This is a genomic window from Zwartia sp. (genome assembly GCF_049655405.1).
Taxonomy (GTDB): Bacteria; Pseudomonadota; Gammaproteobacteria; order Burkholderiales; family Burkholderiaceae_B; genus Zwartia.
Genome location: NZ_JBASJR010000011.1, coordinates 193,889 through 215,646 on the forward strand (window position 1 = coordinate 193,889; position 21,758 = coordinate 215,646).

Here is a 21,758-nt window from a genome sequence, read left to right on the forward strand (position 1 = left end):
CAAAAAGTGCATGAGATGCACGGTGCGCACGGTGCGCACGTTGAGAACGTTGCGCACCTGCGACATGATTAGCCTGCGTCCTTGGAAAGATACTCCACAGCGCTTCTAACGCCGCGGTCTCCCACCTCAATGCCAAGTGACTGCATGGCAGCCTCGACGCCTGCGATACAACCCAAAATCATGGCTGGATTGAGATCACCCAAATGACCAATTCGGAATACACGTCCAGCGAACGGCCCCAGACCACCGGCCACCATGACCTGAAACTTTTCGCGCGCGGTTTTGCGAATCAACTCAGGATCAATTCCTGGCTTGACCACAATGGCCGTCACAGAGTCTGAGCGGGCGCTAGGCACTTTACAGAGAAAATCTAAATTGCCAGCTTGAGACCATGACTGCACTGCAGCCCGAACAGCACCCGCCAAGGCGCGATGGCGTGCATACACCGTCTCGACGCCTTCGCGCGCTAACAACTCAAAGGCAGCTTCCATGCCAAACAACAAGTTTTGAGGCGCCGTACCGCAAAACCGACTGTAGGATGGACCTTTACGTCGTCGCAACCAATCCCAATAAAAGCGAGGTGCTGGATTCTTTTCGCAAACCTGCATGGCTCGTGCATCTGCCACGCAAAATCCTACCCCTGGAGGCACCATCAGGCCTTTTTGGGAAGCGCCGATCACAGCGTTGACGCCCCACTGATCCATGTCGAACGGAATCGCACCCAGCGAAGCCACGACATCCACCACAAATAGAGCAGGATGTCCGGTTGCATCTATCGCGCGACGCAAGGCTGGAATATCACTGGTCGTGCTGCTGGCCGTATCGGTATGGACGGTAAAGACCGCCACAATCTCATGTTGCGTATCCGCGCGAAGAATCTGTGCGACGGCATCCGGATCGATAGGATAACCTTCATGAAAGGGGGTACGCACCACGATCGCGCCCATCGCCTCGGCCATGATGGCCCACGATTCGGAAAAATGACCTGTTCCAGGAATCAGCACCTTTTGACCAGGAGCCAACAAATTCACAATCATGGCCTCCCACGCGCCGTGACCATTTGCAGCGTAAAAAAACACATCGGCCGCTTGCGTCTTCAGGAGTTTCTTTAAACCTGACTCACACGCATCGACGCAGGCATCTACCCGCGGGTCACCCATGTCCATAGGCTGCTTGGTCATCGCATCCAGCACCGCCTTGGGTACGTTGGATGGGCCTGGGGAGTGAAGCAAACGCACACCTGGAAAATAAGGAAAAGCAGCTGCAGACGAGGTCATATCCAATCCTTGTGAAAGTTCATTGATTCTAACCTGTCGCTATCGCTAGGCGCTTGTCCGAATCGACAACTGGTATCAAGAACACCACACTTTGAAGACTTTTTTTAAAACGAAACCCCCAGCAAACTAAACCGTATGCACAAACACCCTATTTTTGAGTTTTTTCACATCGTTCCACTTCGCAAACAAAGCGGTGCGGCACTTGTTGAAACGCTGCTTGTTCTCCTCCCGATTCTATTGCTGGGAAGTTTGTGTGTTGAACTCGCACGCGGATATCAGTTGCGTCACCTGCTCGTACTTTCACTGCAACAGGCGGCCCGTGTTGCCGCCGTCCACCACGCAGCGCCGCAGGCGTGGCAACCCGCTCTGCGCGATGCGCTCTCAGTCATGTTTATCCCTGCCGGTCGAGATACAACACCTCAGACCCGGAGAGACGCGGCCTGCCAGACGGTTCAACGACGTTTTCATTTGCCATGCTGGCATGCGGTTGAACTCGCCTCAACGCCTGAAACCATTCACTTGCGCCTGACGTATTTGCACAGACCGATGCAAGAATGGCTGAGAATCTTGCTGCAAAAAATCGCAGGCCTCAGCGTCAGTCTGAAGCACTCAGAAGTGAGGCAGCACTCGCTTGAGGAGCAAGCCTGGCTTCAGGGTTTAATCCCCATGGTGGTCGAGTATCAGGCATTTAGGCATCGCAGCACTGGCAGGCCCTAGCCCTATGATCCTCAGCGTTGCTGAGGTTTCGCAGCTGGGGGGGGAGTAGGTTTTGCGCCAGGTTTGACAGTCGGCTTGAGTTCGGGAGGCTTGACACCAGGAGGCAGAATCTGCACAAACACCTCTCCTTGGCGCATCATGCTCAACTCGCTACGCGCACGCTCCTCTGAGGCTTCGGTGCCAGACCGTAAGTCCTCGACTTCGGCCGCAAGCGCCTTATTTCTTGAAGTGAGACCCTCATTAATCATACGTTGATCCGTGACTTGCGCCTGCATGTCCCACACAGAAAACCAGCCACCCCGACCCATCCACAAGGGATACTGGATCAGAGCGACGAGTGCAACAATCACGATCAATAATAGACGCATGACACCTTTTTTGCACGGGGGCGGCGAGCCGCCCCGGCAGGTCGATTAGCGCAGGTTATAAAAAGCGTCGCGACCGGGATAAGTCGCCACTTCGGCGAGCTCTTCCTCAATGCGCAACAACTGGTTGTACTTGGCCATGCGATCAGAACGCGACAAAGAGCCGGTTTTGATTTGCATCGCATTGGTCGCAACCGCGATATCAGCAATCGTTGAGTCTTCTGTTTCACCGGAGCGATGGGAGACCACGGCGGTGTAACCAAAGCGTTTGGCCATTTCAATCGCAGCAAACGTCTCGGTCAGCGTGCCGATCTGATTGATTTTGATCAAAATCGAATTTGCGATGCCCTGATCAATGCCTTGCTTGAGGATTTTGGTGTTGGTCACAAACAAATCGTCGCCCACCAACTGAACCTTGCGACCCAGTCTTTCGGTCAGGTGCTTCCAGCCAGCCCAGTCGTTTTCAGCCATGCCATCTTCGATCGAAATGATGGGATATTTGTCCACCCAGGTGGCCAACAAATTGGTGAGTTCTTCGGATGACAACGACACACCACCCTCGCCTTGCAGGGTGTATTTGCCGTCACGGTAAAACTCGGAGGCTGCACAGTCCAGTCCCAACGCGATCTGCGTACCAGGCTCATAGCCTGCATTTTCGATCGCGCGCAAAATCAATTGAATCGCAGCTTCGTGGTTGGCGACGTTTGGTGCAAAACCGCCTTCGTCACCCACCGCTGTCGACATGCCCTGATCGTTAATGATTTTCTTGAGTGCATGAAATGTTTCGGCACCCATACGCATGGCTTCGCGAAAGCTCGTCGCACCGATTGGCAAAATCATCAGCTCTTGCATGTCGAGCGTATTGTTGGCATGTGCGCCGCCATTAATCACGTTCATCATCGGCACAGGCATGCTCATTGGACCGCTACCACCAAAGTAACGATAGAGCGACAAGCCAGACTCATCCGCTGCAGCGCGCGCCACCGCCATGCTGGCGGCCAAAATAGCATTGGCGCCCAAGCGTGACTTGCCTTCTGTGCCGTCCAATTCAATCAAGGTGCGATCCAGGAAGGTTTGCTCCTGCGCATCCAAGCCCATCAAGGCCTCAGAGATCTCTGTATTGATATTTTCGACCGCGCGCAACACACCTTTACCGAGGTAGCGTGCTTTGTCACCATCACGCAACTCGATCGCCTCACGACTACCCGTCGACGCGCCCGAAGGCACTGCCGCACGGCCCATGGCACCTGACTCGAGCAAGACGTCACATTCGACTGTCGGGTTGCCGCGTGAGTCAAGAATTTCACGACCAATGATATCTACGATTGCACTCATGTCTATCTTTCCTAAAAGTAAAAATTCTTTTACGTAAATTGTGACTCGAGAAATCCCTGCCGCTTCACGACACGATCGAGCTCAACCAAGGTTGTTAGCAAACTTTTCATCAGACCCAGTGGCACTGCATTGGGTCCATCGGACATCGCCTGAGCAGGATTGGGGTGTGTTTCCATAAAGAGGCCAGAAATACCCGCTGCAACAGCCGCACGCGCCAAGACAGGGACAAACTCTCTCTGACCTCCCGAGGAGGTTCCTTGCCCACCAGGCAGCTGCACCGAATGTGTGGCATCAAATACGACGGGACATTGAGTTTCACGCATGATCGCAAGTGAGCGCATGTCGGAAACGAGGTTGTTATAGCCAAAAGAAACACCGCGCTCGCAGACCATGATGTCCTCGGCGACACCCGCTTGACGCGCGGCGTGACGGGCTTTGTTGACGACCTGCAACATGTCATGGGGCGCGAGAAACTGGCCCTTTTTGATATTGACGGGCTTACCACTTGCGGCACACGCTTCGATGAAGTCTGTTTGACGACAAAGAAAGGCAGGAGTTTGCAACACATCGACAACAGAGGCGACTGCCTTGACCTGATCCTTGTCGTGCACATCCGTGAGCACAGGCACGTTGAGCTCGGCGCGCACTTCTGCCAAGATCTGCAAACCCTCTTCCATGCCTGGACCACGATAAGAGGTGCCAGAGCTACGATTGGCCTTGTCAAACGAGCTCTTGTAAATAAATGGGATCCCTAACGCAGACGTGATCTCTTTGAGCTGGCCTGCTGTATCGAAGGCCATTTGACGTGACTCAATCACACACGGGCCCGCAATCAGGAAAAAAGGCTTGTCCAGGCCAATATCGAATCCGCACAACTTCATCAGGCGTCCTTACGCTGCGACTGATGCGCCAGCGCAGCATTGATGTAGCTCGTGAATAAGGGGTGACCATCTCTGGGCGTTGAGGTGAATTCGGGGTGGAATTGCACACCAACAAACCAGGGGTGATTGGGCAACTCCATGATTTCAGGAAGATTTTCAGTTGGAGTTCGGGCACTGATCACCAACCCAGCCTTTTCGAGACGCGGCACATAAATATTGTTGACTTCATAACGGTGACGATGTCGCTCGTTCACATCTGGGCCATAAATCTGATGGGCCAGCGAACCCGGCTTGACCGGACACTTTTGTGAGCCTTTACGCATCGTGCCGCCCATGTCCGATTGCGAGTCACGCTTTTCAGATACCCCTTCGCGATCCAGCCACTCAGTAATCAACGCCACCACAGGATGAGGAGATACTGGGTCAAACTCTGTGCTGTTGGCATGCTCTAAACCCGCCACATCGCGAGCGAACTCAATCACAGCCAGCTGCATACCTAGGCAAATACCCAAGTAAGGCACGTTATTTTCTCGGGCGAAACGAATCGCGGCTATTTTGCCTTCGGTGCCACGTTTACCAAAACCACCGGGTACCAAAATGGCATCAAAAGGCTTAAGCACCTCCACACCACTTTCCTCAATGCTTTCTGAATCGATGTACTCGACCTTGACGCGGGATTTGGTATGGATACCGGCGTGAATCAAGGCCTCGGTCAAGGATTTGTAAGATTCGGTCAGATCGACATACTTGCCCACCATGGCAATGCGGACTTCACGCTCGGGGTGCTCCAGTCGATAGACCAAGTTGTCCCACATCGACAAATCAGCGGCCGGCGGGTTGAGGTTCAGCACCTCACAAATCAGATTGTCCAGACCTTGCTTGTGCAGCATGGACGGGATTTTGTAGATCGAATCTGCGTCCCAAACGGAAATTACCGCATCAAGGGGGACATTCGAAAACAAGGAGATTTTGGCGCGCTCTTCGTCTGGAATCGGACGATCCGCGCGGCATAGCAGCGCGTGCGGAATGATGCCAATTTCGCGAAGCTTTTGGACGGAATGCTGGGTAGGCTTGGTCTTGAGCTCGCCCGCAGAGGCGATAAACGGTACCAGCGTGAGGTGGATAAAGGCGGCATTGTTGCGCCCCAGTCGCAGACTCATCTGACGAGCAGCCTCAAGAAACGGCAAGGACTCGATATCACCTACCGTACCGCCGATTTCAACAATCGCAACATCCGTCGCACCATTCCAGGACTGCTCAGCGCCACGGGCGATAAAGTCCTGAATTTCATTGGTGATATGGGGAATGACCTGGACAGTTTTGCCCAGATAATCGCCACGTCGCTCTTTGCGCAGCACGGATTCGTAAATCTGGCCTGTCGTAAAGTTATTGACCTTGCGCATTTTTGAGGAAATGAATCGCTCGTAATGTCCGAGGTCGAGATCGGTTTCAGCACCGTCTTCGGTCACGAAGACTTCGCCATGCTGAAACGGGCTCATGGTGCCAGGATCAACGTTGATATAGGGATCGAGTTTGAGCAGGGTGACCTGCAGGCCACGGGACTCGAGGATGGCGGCCAGAGACGCAGCGGCGATGCCCTTGCCAAGCGAGGACACCACACCACCGGTTACAAAGACAAATTTGGTCATGTGTTTGACGCCCCATTACGAGGCGTATGCGGGAAATTTGGATTATAGCCGCCTGACTCCCTTTTGCGGAAAACCCGAGTGGATTTATCTACAAAATTTCGCGCCTAGCACGACAAAGAGGTTTTTAGGCGATGGGTTCTGTCCGATGCAATAGCCACTCCAGCGCGGGACCGGACACCTTTGGCGTCAAACGTCGGCGAACCTCTGCATGATAGGCGTTGAGCCAGTCAATCTCATCCTGTCTCATCTGAGTCAGTTGGACACAACGTGTATCGATCGGGCAAAGTGTCAGCGTTTCAAACTCAAGGAATTCGCCAAACTCGGATGTTCCTGCCGAAATATTGGCCACCAGATTTTCGATCCGAATGCCCCAACGACCTGGGCGATAGAGTCCCGGCTCGTTTGAGGTGATCATGCCTGGCTGCATGGCAGTGTGAGGACCCGGTGCCGCACGATATGAAATGACTTGCGGCCCCTCATGAACATTTAAGTAATACCCGACGCCATGCCCTGTTCCATGACCGTATTCGGCGAGCCGTGCCCACAAAGGCGCACGCGCAACGGCATCAAGCATAGGAGACGCCACGCCACGCGGAAATCTCAGTCGAGACAGCGCAATCATGGCTTGTAGCACCGCGGTGTAGTCGTCTTTTTGGGCAGCAGTTGGCTGCCCGACGGGAACAACACGCGTAATATCGGTCGTGCCCCCCACATACTGCCCCCCCGAGTCAATCAGGAGCAAGCCATCCCCGGCAATCACGGCAAAAGACTCAGGCGTTGCCCGATAGTGAGGCATCGCACCATTGCTGTTATAGGCGGCAATCGTGCCAAAACTACGTGAAATAAAGCCTGGCTGCTGACTTCGTTGCGCGATGAGCTGGTCATCAATCATCAACTCATTCAGCGGGACAGCGTCACAACGCGCAATCGCATCCTCCAGCCAGACAAAAAACGCACACAAGGCCGCACCATCGTCCTCCATCACGCGACGGACGTGACTGAGCTCAAAAGCCGTTTTTTGTGACTTGAAAAATGTACTGGGATTGATCGCACGCTCCAACCGGCAAGACACACGATCGATCAACGCACAGGTTGTGCGCGCCGGATCAAACAACAGACACGCCTGCGCTTCTAGCTCAGAAAGGGTCTGCGCAGCCTCTTGATAAGGGCGCACCTCAATGCCGTCGCCAGCCAGAAGCTGGGCCAAGGCGACATCGATCTTTTCAGGCAGCACAAACAGCAATACGCGCTCAGGCCCAATCAGTACATGCGCCAAAAACACAGGATTGAAACTCACATCCGCACCGCGACAATTGAGCAGCCATGCAATGTCGTCCAAGGTCGAAATGAGATGCCACTGGGCGCCCCGCTGCGTCATCTCGGCGCGTACTTGGGCAAGCTTTTCCTGCCTTGTCTGGCCCGCATAAGCAACCGGCAGATCACGGATAGGCGCTGTCGGTAACGCTGGACGGTCCAACCAACACTGACCCGGAAGATCGAGGGATAAGTCGAGTTTGATGGCACGTGCAGCTAACTGTTCTTGCAACGCCTCACGCGCGGCTAAACCGAGCGCTCGACCATCCACCGCCACCACCCCGCCACTAGGGACATTCGCCCCCAGCCATGCGGCATGCGCAGGATCCGTGGCCACACCAATTTTCATCAGCGTGACCGCCGAACCCGCGAGCTCAGCCTCGGCTTGTACCCAATAACGACTGTCCACCCAAATACCCGCAAAGTCTTGCGTCACCACAACCGTGCCAACCGACCCGGTAAACCCAGTCAGCCAACGCCTGATTTGCCAATAAGCAGGCAAGTATTCGGACAAGTGTGGATCTGCCGAAGGGATCAGACAGGCATCAACATGGGCCTGCTGCATGCAGCGACGCAGTGCTGCCAGTGCCTCGAGTGGACTAAGAGCGGAAGTGTTCATCGCTGGCTTGAAGTTAGAGAGTCTTGGGTTTGGAAAACTTTGCACGCAACACAGCAATCACGCCTGGCAGCAAAGAAACAATGATGATGCCTAAAATCACGGCGGTCAGATTGTCACGTACAAAAGGCAAGTTTCCGAACCAATAACCTGCTGCAGTCAAGGAAACCACCCAAAGAATGCCACCAGAAACATTAAAGAAGAAAAACTTTTTGGGCTCCATTTTGGCAAAACCTGCCACAAAGGGCGCCATCGTACGAGCGATTGGCAAAAAGCGCGCAATGACGATCGTCTGACCGCCATACCGGTCAAAAAAGCCTTGGGTATAGGCCAACCTCGCTGGATTGACCAACCGAGTCCGAGCAATCAGTGCTTTGCCAAACCAGCGTCCCACCGAGTAGTTCACCGCATCTCCCACAATCGCGGCCGTTGTTAACAACAACATCAGCAACGGCAGGTCCATTTTTCCCATGGCACAAATCGCGCCCGCGACAAACAATAAGGAATCACCCGGTAACAAGCTGGCAAATACCAAACCGGTTTCGGCAAAAATAATGGCGACTAACAATACGTAAATCCACGCGCCATGCTGCTCGATAAATTGCAGCATCGTGCGATCGATATGCATCATCATATCGATCGCCATCGAAAGAAAATCCATCACGCCGAATTATCCTTTGAGCGCTGAAACATCCAGCTTGGCAGAAGTCTTTGACTGGATCTCGTCCACGCTGACGCCCGGCGCAAGCTCAAGCAATTTGAGACCGTTTGGAGTCACTTCCATGACACCCAGATCGGTAATGACCATGTCGATCACGCCAACACCCGTCAGTGGCAAGGTGCATTTAGGCAACAGTTTCAAATCAGTCGTGCCGTCTTTTTTGTGCGCGACGTGCTCCATCAGCACGATGACGCGCCCCACACCGGCGACCAGATCCATCGCGCCGCCCATGCCCTTGACCATTTTGCCGGGGATCATCCAGTTCGCCAGATCGCCTGTCTCTGAGACTTGCATCGCGCCTAAAATAGCGAGATTGATCTTGCCAGCACGGATCATGCCAAACGAATCGGCGGAAGAAAAAATCGCTGAGCCCGGCAACGTAGTGACCGTCTGCTTGCCTGCATTAATCAAATCAGGATCGACTTCACTTTCAAGCGGATGAGGCCCAATCCCGAGCAAACCATTTTCAGACTGCAGCCAAACTTCCATGTTTTCTGGCACATGGTTGGCCACCATGGTGGGCAATCCAATTCCCAAGTTCACATAAAAACCATCTTTTAATTCACGCGCTGCACGCGCGGCCATTTCATCACGAGTCCATGCCATCTTTGTTCTCCTTAGCTCGCCGCGCGAACGATACGTTGCTCAATACGCTTTTCAGGCGTTGCATTGATCACAATGCGATGCACGTAAATACCGGGCAAATGAATGTTTTCGGGTTCGAGTTCGCCGTTTTCAACAATACGCTCGACCTCGACGACTGTGAGTTTTCCAGCCATCGCGACAGGCGGATTAAAGTTGCGCGCGGTCTTACTAAACATCAAATTACCGCTGCGGTCTGCAACTTCAGCTTTGACTAAGGACACTTCGGGCACCAAGGCGCGCTCCATGATGTACTGCTGCCCATCAAATTCGCGGACTTCTTTGCCCTCTGCCACGATCGTGCCGACGCCTGTTTTAGTAAAAAAGGCGGGAATTCCAGAGCCACCGGCGCGCAAACGCTCGGCCAAGGTGCCCTGAGGTGTGAACTCAAGCTCAAGCTCGCCAGCCAAGTATTGACGCTCAAATTCTTTGTTTTCGCCGACATAAGACGCGATCATGCGGCGTACTTGTCGGGACTCGAGCAAAATACCCAGGCCAAAACCATCCACACCCGCGTTATTGCTGATGCAGGTCAAATTTTGAACGCCAAGATCTTTGACGGCGGCGATCAAGGCCTCCGGAATCCCGCACAGTCCGAAACCACCCACAGCGATGGTCTGGCCATCTTTCAAAATACCGGTCAGCGCGTCTTTTGCGCTTGGATACAGCTTGTTCATCAGAACGACTCCTTGAAGGTCACCTAAATTTGATTATCGACGATTTATACAGCTTGCCAAGGCCTGCAAGACGTCTTCTGGCCACGGATGGCCACGGTTTAATTCAAAATCCATCCAGACCATGATTGATTTTCCTTGCGCGCATAGTTCAAGCCCCTCAGGATGCACGATGGATAAGTCAACCGCATGCTCCATACTAGAGCGGCCAATGCGCTCCACACGATGGCTCACCCGGATCAGAGCGGGATACGTAATCGGTTTTTTAAAGTCACACGCGCAATGGACCACAACAGGACTAAAACGGGCGCTCTGCTGGACACGCCCCTCAACAAACATCCTGATTCGCCCCTCTTCCATATAGCGAAAATAGTTGGCATTATTGAGATGATTGAGCGGATCTGCGTCCGCCCAGCGCATCGGCAGGTCAAAGTCAAAAATATCGCCCACCTCAAGCGTGCGGGCCGAGCCTTCGGGTTGCACCACAATCTTCTCCACATCAACAGCAAAAGGGTCAGTTCATGCCTTTGCAAGGCGAGCAGCCTTCAAACGTCTCAAGCGTGCAATACAATCCACCTCAATCAAACATCATACTTGGAAGCAGGGAGACTCTCATGTCCGAACGTGAATCGATGGAATACGACGTTGTCGTCGTAGGTGGAGGCCCAGGCGGCCTGGCAACAGCCATCCGACTTAAACAGCTTGCCGCAGAGCGCAATCACGAGATTTCGGTCTGTGTACTTGAAAAAGGCAGCGAGATCGGCGCCCACATTTTGTCTGGCGCCATCATGGACCCCAAGGCGCTGACCGAACTGCTGCCCGACTGGAAAGCCATGGGTGCACCGCTCAACACAGCGGTCACCGAAGATGAGTTCCTGTTTTTATCCCCGACTGGATCACAAAAAACACCTAACTGGCTGCTGCCAGAGTGTTTTCAAAACCACGGCAACTACATCGTTAGCTTAGGCAGCGTCGCACGCTGGATGGGCGAGCAAGCCGAAGCCCTTGGCGTCGAAATCTTCCCCGGCTTTGCCGCGGCCGAAGTTCTGTACGACGACAAAGGCGCTGTACGTGGTGTCGCCACCGGCGACATGGGCGTGGGTCGCGATGGTCAACCCACGGACCAGTATCAGCCCGGAATGGAGTTGCACGCCAAATACACCATCTTCGCCGAAGGCGCGCGCGGTCAGCTCGGCCGTCAGCTCATCGAAAAATTCAAACTCGACCAGAACCGCGACCCGCAAAGCTACGGGATCGGCATCAAAGAACTCTGGGAGGTCGAACCCTCCAAATCCCGTCCAGGTCTGGTGGTGCACACCGCGGGCTGGCCACTGGATGCGGATACGTATGGCGGCTCCTTCCTTTATCACCTCAAAGACAATCTGGTCGCTGTCGGCATGGTGGTCGGTCTGGATTACGCCAACCCCTGGATTTCTCCGTTTGAAGAATTCCAGCGTTATAAAACACACCCTGCCATTCGCGGCACCTTCGAAGGCGGCAAGCGCATTGCCTATGGTGCGCGTGCGATTACCGCAGGCGGTTTATTGTCCTTGCCCAAGTTAGTATTCCCTGGTGGCGCGCTGGTCGGCTGCGAAGCCGGCTTCCTGAATGCGTCACGCATCAAGGGCAGTCACGCCGCGATCAAATCCGGCATGATGGCCGCCGAAGCCGCGTTCGACGCCTTGGTCGCCGAGCGCAGCCGCGACGAACTGCCAGCTTACCCGGCCGCTTTCGAAAGCTCATGGTTGCATACCGAGCTGAACAAAGCGCGTAACTTCAAACAGTGGTTCAAAAAAGGCCGTTCCATCGGTACGCTGATGACCGGCATTGAGCAATGGTTGCTCAAGGGCAATATGCCCTGGACCATCCATCGCGACAAACCTGACCACGCCTGCCTCAAGCCGGCCGCGGACTGCGTCAAGATCGACTATCCAAAACCAGATGGCGTACTGACCTTTGATCGTTTGAGCTCGGTGTTTATCTCCAACACCAATCACGAGGAAAATCAGCCCATCCACTTGACCCTCAAGGATGCGTCTGTCCCGGTATCCATCAACTTGGCGAAGTTCGGGGGGCCTGAGGCGCGATACTGTCCAGCGGGCGTGTACGAATACATCAAGGACGACCAGGGTGCAGATCGTTTGCAGATCAATGCGCAAAATTGCGTACATTGCAAAACCTGCGACATCAAGGACCCCACACAAAACATCGTTTGGGTCACACCACAAGGTGGTGAGGGTCCGGTCTACACCGGCATGTAATTTCCACAGGAAACACACACCATGACAACACGTCCTCAAGCCACGCCAACCACTCAGATCGACAATGACCGCGTCATCGTCACCGAGTGGCGTTTCGCCCCCGGTGCCGAGACGGGCTGGCACACCCATGGCCACGACTATGTGGTGGTCCCCACAACCAACGGTCTGCTTCATCTCGAAACACCTGACGGTCTCAAGGAGTTTCCCTTGGTTCTTGGCAAGTCCTATACCCGTGGCGCCGGCGTCAATCACAATGTGATCAACGCAAGCGATCACGAAGTGGTCTTTGTAGAGATCGAAATACGCTAAATCGACTCTCAACCCCTTTTTCGGAAACAATGTCATGCTCGATCCACAAGCCAAGGCCCTGATTGATCTCGTTGTTGAAAAAGGGATTCCCCCGGTTCACACAACAGAGCCTGTGCAAGCTCGGCAGTTCTACGCCGAGCGGCGCTTTTTTAGCCAGCCCGATGCGCCAGAGGTTGCGCAAGCTCTCGATATCAAGATTTCAGGTCCAGCAGGTGCGATCACGGTGCGCCACTACCGACCGCTGGGCTCGACAGCGACGGCAAGCTTGCCTGCCCTGGTTTATTACCATGGTGGTGGTCATGTGATTGGCGATCTCGAGACGCACGATGTGCTGTGTCGCACGCTTTCCAATCAAGCCCAATGCGCCGTGTTTTCCGTCGACTATCGACTCGCTCCCGAGCACATTTTTCCTGCCGCTGCGGATGACTGTATCGCTGCGACAAAATGGGTGCATGCACACGCATCCACACTAAAAATTGATGCCGCGCGGATTGCAGTGGGTGGCGATAGCGCAGGCGGCCAACTGGCGGCAGTCGTTGCCCTGGCGCTCAAACAAGACGGAGCCTTCAAGCCCGTTTTGCAACTACTGATCTACCCCGTCACCGATGCGAGCTGCGAGCGCGACTCGATGCGCACCAATGGTCAGGGTTATTTGCTCACCCGAGATTCGATGGATTACTTTTACGGACATTACATGCCTGAGACGTGGATGCGCCAAGACTGGCGCGCCTCGCCGATGCTAGCCATTGATCACTCCGGTTTGCCGCCTGCCTTTGTGCTCACAGCCGGCTACGATCCCTTGCGTGATGAGGGTTATGCCTATGCCGACAAGCTATCAACAGCGGGGGTCCCCACGCAATATGTTTGCTTTGAGCGTCAGATTCATGGCTTTGTCCCGCTAGGGCGGATCCTTGACGAAGCCAACACGGCCGTCAAACTCTGCTCTCAGGCCTTGCGCGACAGGTTCTGATCTCACAAAAAAAAAGACAGCCCGAGGGCTGTCTTTTTTTGTCTACATTGAAAGTCTTACTTTTTAAACGCGATCACTTCCTGACGCTGCTCGCCCAGACCTTGGATACCTAGTGTCATGACGTCGCCCGCCTTGAGATAGCGTGGCTTGGGTTTGACGCCCATGCCAACACCAGGAGGCGTACCCGTCGTGATGATGTCACCAGGCATCAAGGTCATGAACTCGCTCACGTAGCTCACAATCGTCGCCACATCGAAAATCATGGTCTTGGTGTTGCCGGTCTGAAAACGCTTGCCGTTCACATCGAGCCACATATCCAGTTTTTGTGGATCTTTGATTTCGTCAGTCGTGACCAACCAGGGGCCGACTGGGCCAAAGGTATCGCAACCTTTACCCTTATCCCAAGTACCGCCTCGTTCGAGTTGATACTCGCGCTCAGAAATATCGTTAACCAAGCAATATCCTGCAACATATTTCAGTGCGTCTTTCTTGCTGACGTATCGGGCTTTTTTACCAATCACGAAAGCGAGCTCGACTTCCCAGTCTGACTTTTTGGAGCCTTTGGGCAACATCACCTTGTCATTGGGGCCGGACAAACTTGTATCGGCCTTAAAGAAGATGATGGGCTCTTTTGGACAGGGCATACCGGCTTCGGCCGCATGATCCGAGTAGTTCAAACCAATCGCCAAAAACTTGCCGACATTGGCGAGCGGCACGCCGTAGCGTGGCTTGCCTTTGACCAGTGGCAATGTGCTCGTCTTGATTTTGGCGAGCTTGGCCAGTGCCGCTGAGGACAGCTGCTCGGTTGTGATGTCTGACACCACGCCAGACAAGTCGCGTAACTTGCCTTCTTTGTCGATCAGGCCGGGCTTTTCTTTGCCTTTCGCGCCGTAACGTACGAGTTTCATTGCTTCTCCTTGGTTGAATGCCTTCGCAATTTAACAGCTAACACGAAGCCAAATCAATCAGTCGCAAACAATCAAAAATAACGCCCGCCTGCACCGATCACAACCGTCACGATACCAAGCACAAGATTCGTCAACATCAACGCACGGATTTGTCCAAGTCCCTGAGCACCTACCGGCCAGTGCTTGTCTGCGACCGCAAGCTTGAGCTTCTTGAATGGGCGGGCATAGATATAGCCAAAAATCACAGTCATCACCACCGCAAGCAATACCATCGCATGCACGTGTCCGCCAAGCTTGGCTTGCGATCCCATCAGTGAAATGAGACCAAAGCCCGTGACATACAACACGACGATCGATACCTTGACCCAAATAAAAAATCGCTTGAAAACACCACACAACAATGTCAGACGCTCAGGGGGTTGCAACACCTCAGCCGCGGTTGGACGCAACGCACTGTGCGCGAAAAACATTCCGCCCACCCAAATCAACGCAGCCAACAAGTGCAGCACAAGCAAAATTGCAATCGTCATGATCATCTCCAAAATAGGTGAGTTGCAGTCTACCTCTCATTTGCTCAGCACAACAAAAAAGGGTCTCTTTCGAGACCCTTTAAACCTACACCTCATGTGGCTATTCGGTATTTATACAGGTGTGGATAGCTGATCCAAAATTGCAGGATTTTCCAGGGTGGACACATCCTGCGTGACTTTTTCACCCTTGGCCACGACACGCAACAACCGACGCATGATTTTGCCTGAGCGTGTCTTGGGTAAATTGTCACCAAAGCGAATTTCTTTTGGTTTAGCGATCGGTCCGATTTCCTTGGCGACCCAATTGCGCAACTCTTTGCCAAGCGCAATCGCCTCGTCGCCTTCGGGACGCGTACGCTTGAGCACGACAAAGGCCACGACAGCCTCACCGGTGGTGTCATCAGGACGTCCTACGACAGCAGCCTCTGCCACCATCGGATGGGCCACCAAGGCTGACTCAACCTCCATCGTGCCCAAGCGATGACCTGAAACGTTCAACACGTCATCAATACGACCCATGATCCAGAAACAGCCATCCTTGTCACACTGGGCACCATCTCCCGCAAGGTAATAGCCACCGAGCTCTGGCGGGAAATAGCTTTTAACAAAGCGATCGGGATCACCCCAGATGTTACGAATCATGGATGGCCAGGGACGCTTAATCACCAGAAAGCCTCCGTGACCCGCCTCAACATCCCCACCCGTTTCGTCCACAATGGCAGCCGTGATGCCTGGCAAACGCGTCGTACAGGAGCCAGGCTTGAGCGGAGTCGAGCCTGGCAAAGGTGTAATCATGTGACCACCCGTCTCAGTCTGCCACCACGTATCGACGATCGGACAACGTCCGCCCCCGACATTGTTGTGATACCACATCCAAGCTTCAGGATTGATGGGCTCACCCACTGAACCGAGCAAACGCAAACTGTTCAAGTCGTAAGACTTTGGATGATGGGCTTCAGTGGCCTCTGAGGCCTTGATCAACGAACGAATCGCCGTAGGTGCCGTATAGAAAATCGTCGCCTTGTGATCCTGAATCATTTTCCAGAAACGGCCAGCATCTGGATAGGTTGGCACACCTTCGAACACAATCTGTGTCATGCCGGCAGCCAACGGACCATAGGCGATGTAAGTGTGACCTGTCACCCAGCCCACATCTGCAGTACACCAGAACACATCATTTGCCTTGGCGTCAAAGACCCACTTCATGGTCATTTTTGCCCACAGCAAATAGCCACCAGAAGAGTGCTGCACACCCTTTGGTTTGCCAGTCGAGCCCGAGGTATACAAAATGAACAGCGGATGCTCCGCATTGACAGGCACAGCCGGACATTCTTTGGCCTGATTTTCCGACAACGCGTCCATCCACACATCGCGCTTGGCATCCCAGGCGATCTTGCCGCCCGTACGCTTGTAAACGACGACATGTCGCACAGCCTCGCAACCGCCCATGCCAAGGGCCTCGTCGACCGCCGGTTTGAGCGCGATCGCCTTGCCGCCGCGCATCTGCTCGTCAGCTGTAATCACGAGCGTGGCACCCACGTCGGTAATACGTTCATGCAAGCTTTTGGAGGAAAAACCACCAAACACGACCGAGTGTGTAATCCCGAGACGGGCGCAAGCCTGCATCGCAACAACTGCCTCGACAGACATGGGCAAATAAATAATCGAGCGATCGCCGGCCTTGTAGCCCAATGATTTCAAACCATTTGCAAACTGGCACACGCGTTCGTACAGTTGCTGGTAGGTCACTTTTTGAACATCACCACTGTCCGACTCAAAAATGATCGCGACTTTATTCGCATTACCATTTTTCAGATTCGCATCCAGACAGTTCGCGGACACATTGAGCTCACCGTCGCCAAACCACTCATAGAAAGGCGCGCGTGATTCATCCAGCACTTTGGTAAAGGGCTTATTCCAGTGCAACTCCTCGCGTGCCAGACGTCCCCAGAAACCTTCCGGATCCCGGTCGGACTCCTCAAGCAATGCCGTGTAACCAGCCGCCTGCGAGACATTGGCTTGCTTAGCGAATTCCGCTGGGGGTGGAAAAACGCGCGTCTCGATCATTACTGATTCAATCGAATTAGACATAAAAGGGAGTCTCCTCTTTCATCCGGTAGGAAGTGGGTTTGATCAATACAACTTAATGTCGACAGTTAAATTTTTAAAGCAGCGATGCCTGCAGCTGCGATCTGAGCATCCTCATGGGACTGCACACCCGATACGCCAACCGCTCCGATCGTCACGCCATCCACAAGAATCGGCAAGCCGCCCTCAAGCATGCCCTGTAACAAAGGTGCGGACAAAAAGGACATCCGGCCTTTGTTAATGACATCCTCGTAAATCTTGGACTCGCGGGCGCCCATCGCAGCCGTGTGGGCCTTGGCGGGCGCAATGTAGGCCGAAATTGTGTTGGCACCATCCAGGCGCTGCATGCCGAGCATGTGTCCGCCGTCGTCCACTACGGCGATCGTCACGGCCCATTTATGTTGATGGGCATGGGCTTTCGCCGCATCGAGAATCAGTGAAACATCCGCATCGGTCAATACAACTTTGGTTTTCATAGTGAATCCTTAATTTGTTCAAGTGCACTTGGGTCTTCAATTGTGGTGAGATCGCCCGGGTCGCGCCCTTCGCACACCGCCACAATGGCCCGGCGGAGAACTTTACCAGACCGCGTTTTAGGCAGTGCTGTGACGAAACGAACACGAGCAGGTCGCGCGACAGGGCCAAGTTGCTCATCGACCAATTTCATAATGTCGCCTTCAAGCTTCATGTTCGCGGCCGCATCCACGTACTGGGTCGGATCGCGCAACACCGCAAAGCCTACTGCGACCTGGCCCTTGAGTGCGTCAGCAATTCCCACCACGGCCGACTCGGCGACCGCGGGATGACTATTGATCGACTCTTCAATTTCTCTGGTCCCCAAACGATGCCCCGCCACATTAATCACGTCGTCGGTGCGGCCCAAAATAAACCAGTAGCCTTCTTTGTCGACCAGTCCCCAGTCAAAGGTCGAGTACACCTTACGTCCGGGAATAGAGGAAAAATAAGTATCCACGAATCGGGCATCATCCCCCCAGATGGTGGTCATGGCACCGGGGGGCAAAGGCGGAACGATCGCCACGACGCCTTTTTCATCCGGGCCCAGATCTTCGCCTGTTTGCTCATTGAGCACTCGAACGTCAAAACCGTAGACGGGAAACGACGGACTACCGAACTTTGTCTGAACCTGCTCGATACCGGGCTGAGCAGCCAAAATCGGCCATCCCGTCTCGGTTTGCCAGTAATTGTCAATGATCGGCTTGCCCAACCCCTCCGCAATCCATTGGGCGGTGGGCTCATCAAGGGGCTCGCCTGCCATATAGAGAGCACGCAGGCTAGAAAGATCATATTTTTTGAGCAGTGCGGGATCTTGCTTTTTTAAAACACGAATCGCGGTCGGAGCAGAAAACATCGTATTGACTTTAAATCGCTCAACCAAGCTCCAGAGAATGCCACCGTCCGGGCGCACCGGTGTGCCCTCATACAAAATTGTGGTCTGACCAGCAATCAAGGGGCCATACACAATATAGGAATGCCCCACCACCCAGCCGATATCGCTGGTGCACAAATAGGTATCGCCAGGTTTACCGTTAAAAATTCGCTGCATTGAAGAGGCCAGCGCCACCGCATAGCCACCCGTGTCCCGCTGAACGCCCTTTGGCTTTCCCGTTGTACCGGAGGTATACAGCACGTAGCTTGGTGAAGAGGACTCCAACCAGGTGACTGGTACCTCAACGCCATCAAACTCCTTTCGCAAGGCGTCATAGTCCAGATCACGGCCGGCAACGGGTTCGAAGGGATACAAGCCACGATTCACGACGATGACTTTCTCTGGCGGGCGTGTCGATAAGGAGATCGCCTTATCCATCAGGGGCTTATAAGGGGTCACTTTGCCAGCGCGTGAGCCCGCATCTGCACAAATGATGACCTTTGGGGCGGCATCATCAATGCGTTGTGCGAGATTGACCGAGGCAAAGCCACCAAACACAACCGAATGAATGGCCCCCAAGCGTGCACAGGCTAGCATCGCAAACACTGCCGCAGGCACCATGGGCATATAAATCAGGACTCGATCTCCCTGCCCGACTCCCTGAGCGACCAACATCGCAGCCACTGCATTGACTTCCTGGTAGATTTGGCGACGAGTGTAGATTTGCTCTTGATCGACCTCGGTCGATACCCAGATCAAGGCAGGCTCGTCTGCCTGCGCGTCCAGCCATCGATCGACTGCGTTAAAACATAAATTTGTCTTGCCACCCACATACCACTTGGCAAACGGAGGGTTGGAAAAGTCTAAAACTTGCTCAAAAGGTGTTTCCCAATGGACAAGTTGCGCCTCTTTTGACCAGAACTGATCCCTCTCATTCAGGGAGCTTTGGTGAGTGCTTTTGATCACCTGCATGACTGTCTCCGACTACTTTTTTTGGAATTCTGTGGCTTTTTGTACTACTATTGTGGCAGCTAAAGCTTGCACGAGCCTTTCCATTTGCTTTTTTTTACTGAGTAAACCTGAACGATGACGGTCAAATCCACCGCACAAACAAGTACCCTTTTTTCATCTCGCCTGCTGCAAAGCATCCGCGTGATGTCGGTGTGCTTGGGTGTTGCAGTGTTGTCTGGCTGTGCTCAAGATGGCTCAGGAAAGGGTATTCGGTCGAGCTCTGACTGGCGCAACTCCGCCGATCCGATCGGTGCTTTTGCCGCGGGTCCCCAATATGTAGCTGGCTTGGGGCTGATTGATCACCCCCTCGCCAATCAGGCACTGAACCAGTTAGGTATTCGCTACAAATGGGGTGGCAAGTCACCTGAAACGGGTTTTGATTGCAGCGGTTTGATTGTCTATTCTGCTCAACGCTCGCTTGGTCTCAAACTCCCACCCCGTGCCGACGACATCGCTAAGTTCGGCGATACCGTCAGCAAAAAAGACCTTCAAGTCGGTGATCTCGTGTTCTTTAACACCTTGGGTACCCGTTATTCCCATGTGGGTGTGTATCTAGGACAGGACAAATTTGTCCATTCTCCTACCCGCGGAAGCGTGGTTCGGATCGAAGACATGAAACAACGCTACTGGACGGCCCGTTATACAGGCGCCCGTCGCCTAGACCCGACCCTGCTCGCATCGCGCTGATCCAGCGCACTGACACAAACCACACTGCTCGAGAGCTTGCTGCATCGCACACACGCTGCGTCGGCACGCCACGACTTTTACACCAGACTTTTGCGCTGCATTCCTAAACGTTTTCATCACGTTATGGCCTAAAAAGTCCGTCAAAAGAATCACGATTTGTGTCCCGCTGGGCAGCGCAAGCGTCTTTTTTTGATGTGCAGGGTCCCGACCACTGATATGGTGGGTAATGGCGATGTTGTGACCACGCAAAAGATTCGGGATATTGCCGAGGCGATCTGCCCCGACTACGACAGCGCTGAGCGCAGGTCGATGGAGTTGTGAACGGCTAAGTACTGGAATCATGTCTGCTCCTAATAAATAGAGACAGACTAAATGATAATGATTCTTATTTAAATAGCAAGCGTAATAATACTCATTCTTGTTTACTTTCGATCAAATTACGTACCCGCTCAGCATCTAGTTCCGGATTGAGCATCGAAATAAAGGTGTATACATAGTCACGCAGGAACACACCTGATTTGAGTGCCACTTTGGTTGTCTGCTTACCAAACAAATGACCAGCGGGAAGACTCACCAGATGGCTATCGCGCGCAGGCTCATAAGCCATCCCCGCAATAATGCCGATACCCAAGCCGACATCCACGTAGGTTTTAATCACATCCGCATCAATCGCCTCTAACACCACGTCAGGTCGAATGCTCTGGGCCTCAAACGCACGGTCAATCGACAGTCGCCCCGAAAAGGCTTTGTCATACGTCACGATTGGATAGCTTGCGATATGCTCGAGCGTGAGCTCAAAGCCCTTTTTTAGCGATAACGCAGCCAAGGGATGGTCGGACTTGACCACCACAGCGTGCTCCCAGACATAACAAGGCATGGTCTCTAGCCCTGGCGTCAACGCGAGGGACTCGGTCGCCACTGCCAGATCGGCCTGACCACTGAGCACCATTTGTGCCAGCTGTGGAGGACTCCCTTCAGCCAGAGAGAGATGGACTTTAGGAAAATGTTGGCGAAATGTCGGAATCACCTTGGGCAACACGTAACGCGCTTGCGTGTGCGTACAAGCAATCACCAGACTCCCCTCGTCTCGTCTCGCAAATTCGTCGCTGACTTTCTTGAGGTTGTCGATTTCCTGCATGATGCGCTCAACAACCTGCGCCACCGCTTTACCGGGCTTGGTCAACCCCTTGATACGCTTGCCATGGCGCTCAAAAATCTGCACCCCGAGTTCGTCCTCGAACTCTAAAATAGCCTTGGATACACCCGGTTGCGAGGTAAACAAACTGCGTGCCGCCTCGGTCAGGTTGTAATCTCTGCGAATGGTTTCACGGACAAATCGAAACTGCTGCAAATTCATGTTGACTCTCCTCTAAACACGATTATAAGTAATATAGAAAATAATCTAAATAACTTATT

Annotated in this window: 22 protein-coding genes; 5 read left to right on the plus strand and 17 right to left on the minus strand. The window is 53.6% G+C overall.

Features of this window, described 5'->3' with window-relative positions; translation table 11 throughout:
- Positions 1–68: 68 nt before the first annotated feature.
- Complete coding sequence (locus WBJ47_RS08730) at positions 69–1,277, minus strand: pyridoxal-phosphate-dependent aminotransferase family protein (protein ID WP_422244120.1); 1,209 nt, start codon at positions 1,275–1,277, stop codon at positions 69–71.
- A 135-nt stretch (positions 1,278–1,412) separates the two neighbouring features.
- Between WBJ47_RS08730 and WBJ47_RS08735 the strand changes: the two genes are divergently transcribed.
- Positions 1,413–1,994 (plus strand): hypothetical protein, encoded by a 582-nt coding sequence (locus WBJ47_RS08735; protein ID WP_422244119.1) that lies wholly within the window; start codon positions 1,413–1,415, stop codon positions 1,992–1,994.
- 11 nt (positions 1,995–2,005) lie between these two features.
- Here WBJ47_RS08735 and ftsB read toward each other — a convergent pair whose 3' ends face one another.
- The 9 genes from ftsB to WBJ47_RS08780 form a co-directional block, all read right to left on the minus strand.
- Entirely contained in the window at positions 2,006–2,362 is a 357-nt protein-coding gene (ftsB, locus tag WBJ47_RS08740; RefSeq protein WP_422244118.1) for a cell division protein FtsB, read from the minus strand.
- 45 nt (positions 2,363–2,407) lie between these two features.
- Positions 2,408–3,694 (minus strand): phosphopyruvate hydratase, encoded by a 1,287-nt coding sequence (eno, locus tag WBJ47_RS08745; protein WP_422244117.1) that lies wholly within the window; start codon positions 3,692–3,694, stop codon positions 2,408–2,410.
- Positions 3,695–3,723: 29 nt separating this feature from the next.
- Positions 3,724–4,578, minus strand: coding sequence for a 3-deoxy-8-phosphooctulonate synthase (gene kdsA / locus WBJ47_RS08750; RefSeq protein WP_422244239.1), 855 nt, complete (start codon positions 4,576–4,578; stop codon positions 3,724–3,726).
- Positions 4,575–6,224, minus strand: a complete 1,650-nt coding sequence (locus WBJ47_RS08755; RefSeq protein WP_422244116.1) for a CTP synthase — start codon at positions 6,222–6,224, stop codon at positions 4,575–4,577. Before WBJ47_RS08755 ends, kdsA begins: the two co-directional genes overlap by 4 nt.
- Positions 6,225–6,348: 124 nt before the next feature.
- Entirely contained in the window at positions 6,349–8,157 is a 1,809-nt protein-coding gene (locus WBJ47_RS08760; protein ID WP_422244115.1) for an aminopeptidase P family protein, read from the minus strand.
- Positions 8,158–8,170: 13 nt separating this feature from the next.
- Positions 8,171–8,815 (minus strand): VTT domain-containing protein, encoded by a 645-nt coding sequence (locus tag WBJ47_RS08765; RefSeq protein WP_422244238.1) that lies wholly within the window; start codon positions 8,813–8,815, stop codon positions 8,171–8,173.
- Between the two features lie 9 nt (positions 8,816–8,824).
- A complete protein-coding gene (locus WBJ47_RS08770) occupies positions 8,825–9,481 on the minus strand; it encodes a CoA transferase subunit B (RefSeq protein WP_422244114.1) in 657 nt (218 codons plus the stop codon).
- 11 nt (positions 9,482–9,492) lie between these two features.
- Positions 9,493–10,194, minus strand: a complete 702-nt coding sequence (locus tag WBJ47_RS08775) for a CoA transferase subunit A (RefSeq protein WP_422244113.1) — start codon at positions 10,192–10,194, stop codon at positions 9,493–9,495.
- 33 nt (positions 10,195–10,227) lie between these two features.
- Positions 10,228–10,677, minus strand: a complete 450-nt coding sequence (locus tag WBJ47_RS08780; protein WP_422244112.1) for an acyl-CoA thioesterase — start codon at positions 10,675–10,677, stop codon at positions 10,228–10,230.
- Between the two features lie 128 nt (positions 10,678–10,805).
- Between WBJ47_RS08780 and WBJ47_RS08785 the strand changes: the two genes are divergently transcribed.
- Genes WBJ47_RS08785 through WBJ47_RS08795 form a run of 3 tightly spaced genes read left to right on the plus strand, consistent with a single transcriptional unit; the run spans position 10,806 to position 13,731 of the window.
- Positions 10,806–12,452, plus strand: coding sequence for an electron transfer flavoprotein-ubiquinone oxidoreductase (locus WBJ47_RS08785; protein WP_422244111.1), 1,647 nt, complete (start codon positions 10,806–10,808; stop codon positions 12,450–12,452).
- A gap of 21 nt (positions 12,453–12,473) precedes the next feature.
- Positions 12,474–12,761, plus strand: a complete 288-nt coding sequence (locus tag WBJ47_RS08790; protein WP_422244110.1) for a cupin domain-containing protein — start codon at positions 12,474–12,476, stop codon at positions 12,759–12,761.
- 34 nt (positions 12,762–12,795) lie between these two features.
- Positions 12,796–13,731, plus strand: coding sequence for an alpha/beta hydrolase (locus tag WBJ47_RS08795; RefSeq protein WP_422244109.1), 936 nt, complete (start codon positions 12,796–12,798; stop codon positions 13,729–13,731).
- A 56-nt stretch (positions 13,732–13,787) separates the two neighbouring features.
- Here the strand turns inward: WBJ47_RS08795 and WBJ47_RS08800 are convergent, their stop codons facing one another.
- The 5 genes from WBJ47_RS08800 to WBJ47_RS08820 all read right to left on the minus strand — a co-directional run bounded on the left by WBJ47_RS08800 (position 13,788) and on the right by WBJ47_RS08820 (position 19,616).
- A complete protein-coding gene (locus WBJ47_RS08800) occupies positions 13,788–14,639 on the minus strand; it encodes a fumarylacetoacetate hydrolase family protein (RefSeq protein WP_424585349.1) in 852 nt (283 codons plus the stop codon).
- A 71-nt stretch (positions 14,640–14,710) separates the two neighbouring features.
- Complete coding sequence (locus tag WBJ47_RS08805) at positions 14,711–15,169, minus strand: CopD family protein (RefSeq protein WP_422245654.1); 459 nt, start codon at positions 15,167–15,169, stop codon at positions 14,711–14,713.
- A gap of 111 nt (positions 15,170–15,280) precedes the next feature.
- Positions 15,281–17,260, minus strand: coding sequence for an acetate--CoA ligase (gene acs, locus WBJ47_RS08810; protein ID WP_422245655.1), 1,980 nt, complete (start codon positions 17,258–17,260; stop codon positions 15,281–15,283).
- Between the two features lie 65 nt (positions 17,261–17,325).
- Positions 17,326–17,733, minus strand: a complete 408-nt coding sequence (locus WBJ47_RS08815) for a GlcG/HbpS family heme-binding protein (RefSeq protein ID WP_422245656.1) — start codon at positions 17,731–17,733, stop codon at positions 17,326–17,328.
- The gene (locus tag WBJ47_RS08820; RefSeq protein ID WP_422245657.1) at positions 17,730–19,616 is read right to left on the minus strand and encodes a propionate--CoA ligase; all 1,887 of its coding nucleotides are present in this window, start codon (positions 19,614–19,616) and stop codon (positions 17,730–17,732) included. The genes WBJ47_RS08815 and WBJ47_RS08820 overlap by 4 nt, the downstream gene beginning before the upstream one ends.
- Before the next feature lie 114 nt (positions 19,617–19,730).
- Here WBJ47_RS08820 and WBJ47_RS08825 point away from each other — a divergent pair, with 114 nt between their 5' ends.
- Positions 19,731–20,342: a C40 family peptidase gene (locus WBJ47_RS08825; protein WP_422245659.1), complete on the plus strand. Its 612-nt coding sequence runs from the start codon at positions 19,731–19,733 to the stop codon at positions 20,340–20,342.
- Here the strand turns inward: WBJ47_RS08825 and WBJ47_RS08830 are convergent.
- Together WBJ47_RS08830 and WBJ47_RS08835 are read right to left on the minus strand one after the other, a co-directional pair.
- A complete protein-coding gene (locus WBJ47_RS08830) occupies positions 20,313–20,684 on the minus strand; it encodes a DUF2325 domain-containing protein (RefSeq protein WP_422245660.1) in 372 nt (123 codons plus the stop codon). The two genes, WBJ47_RS08825 and WBJ47_RS08830, sit on opposite strands and share 30 nt — an antisense overlap.
- Positions 20,685–20,754: 70 nt before the next feature.
- Positions 20,755–21,699, minus strand: a complete 945-nt coding sequence (locus tag WBJ47_RS08835) for a CysB family HTH-type transcriptional regulator (protein WP_422245661.1) — start codon at positions 21,697–21,699, stop codon at positions 20,755–20,757.
- Positions 21,700–21,758: the final 59 nt, after the last annotated feature.

Bases quoted from the DNA above. Each gene is read 5' to 3' on its own strand.
- WBJ47_RS08730 (WP_422244120.1), bottom strand. From the start codon at position 1,277: ATGACCTCGTCTGCAGCTGCTTTTCCTTATTTTCCAGGTGTGCGTTTG.
- WBJ47_RS08735 (WP_422244119.1), top strand. From the start codon at position 1,413: ATGCACAAACACCCTATTTTTGAGTTTTTTCACATCGTTCCACTTCGC.
- ftsB (WP_422244118.1), bottom strand. From the start codon at position 2,362: ATGCGTCTATTATTGATCGTGATTGTTGCACTCGTCGCTCTGATCCAG.
- eno (WP_422244117.1), bottom strand. From the start codon at position 3,694: ATGAGTGCAATCGTAGATATCATTGGTCGTGAAATTCTTGACTCACGC.
- WBJ47_RS08755 (WP_422244116.1), bottom strand. From the start codon at position 6,224: ATGACCAAATTTGTCTTTGTAACCGGTGGTGTGGTGTCCTCGCTTGGC.
- WBJ47_RS08760 (WP_422244115.1), bottom strand. From the start codon at position 8,157: ATGAACACTTCCGCTCTTAGTCCACTCGAGGCACTGGCAGCACTGCGT.
- WBJ47_RS08765 (WP_422244238.1), bottom strand. From the start codon at position 8,815: ATGGATTTTCTTTCGATGGCGATCGATATGATGATGCATATCGATCGC.
- WBJ47_RS08770 (WP_422244114.1), bottom strand. From the start codon at position 9,481: ATGGCATGGACTCGTGATGAAATGGCCGCGCGTGCAGCGCGTGAATTA.
- WBJ47_RS08775 (WP_422244113.1), bottom strand. From the start codon at position 10,194: ATGAACAAGCTGTATCCAAGCGCAAAAGACGCGCTGACCGGTATTTTG.
- WBJ47_RS08785 (WP_422244111.1), top strand. From the start codon at position 10,806: ATGTCCGAACGTGAATCGATGGAATACGACGTTGTCGTCGTAGGTGGA.
- WBJ47_RS08790 (WP_422244110.1), top strand. From the start codon at position 12,474: ATGACAACACGTCCTCAAGCCACGCCAACCACTCAGATCGACAATGAC.
- WBJ47_RS08795 (WP_422244109.1), top strand. From the start codon at position 12,796: ATGCTCGATCCACAAGCCAAGGCCCTGATTGATCTCGTTGTTGAAAAA.
- WBJ47_RS08800 (WP_424585349.1), bottom strand. From the start codon at position 14,639: ATGAAACTCGTACGTTACGGCGCGAAAGGCAAAGAAAAGCCCGGCCTG.
- WBJ47_RS08805 (WP_422245654.1), bottom strand. From the start codon at position 15,169: ATGACGATTGCAATTTTGCTTGTGCTGCACTTGTTGGCTGCGTTGATT.
- acs (WP_422245655.1), bottom strand. From the start codon at position 17,260: ATGTCTAATTCGATTGAATCAGTAATGATCGAGACGCGCGTTTTTCCA.
- WBJ47_RS08815 (WP_422245656.1), bottom strand. From the start codon at position 17,733: ATGAAAACCAAAGTTGTATTGACCGATGCGGATGTTTCACTGATTCTC.
- WBJ47_RS08820 (WP_422245657.1), bottom strand. From the start codon at position 19,616: ATGCAGGTGATCAAAAGCACTCACCAAAGCTCCCTGAATGAGAGGGAT.
- WBJ47_RS08825 (WP_422245659.1), top strand. From the start codon at position 19,731: ATGACGGTCAAATCCACCGCACAAACAAGTACCCTTTTTTCATCTCGC.
- WBJ47_RS08830 (WP_422245660.1), bottom strand. From the start codon at position 20,684: ATGATTCCAGTACTTAGCCGTTCACAACTCCATCGACCTGCGCTCAGC.
- WBJ47_RS08835 (WP_422245661.1), bottom strand. From the start codon at position 21,699: ATGAATTTGCAGCAGTTTCGATTTGTCCGTGAAACCATTCGCAGAGAT.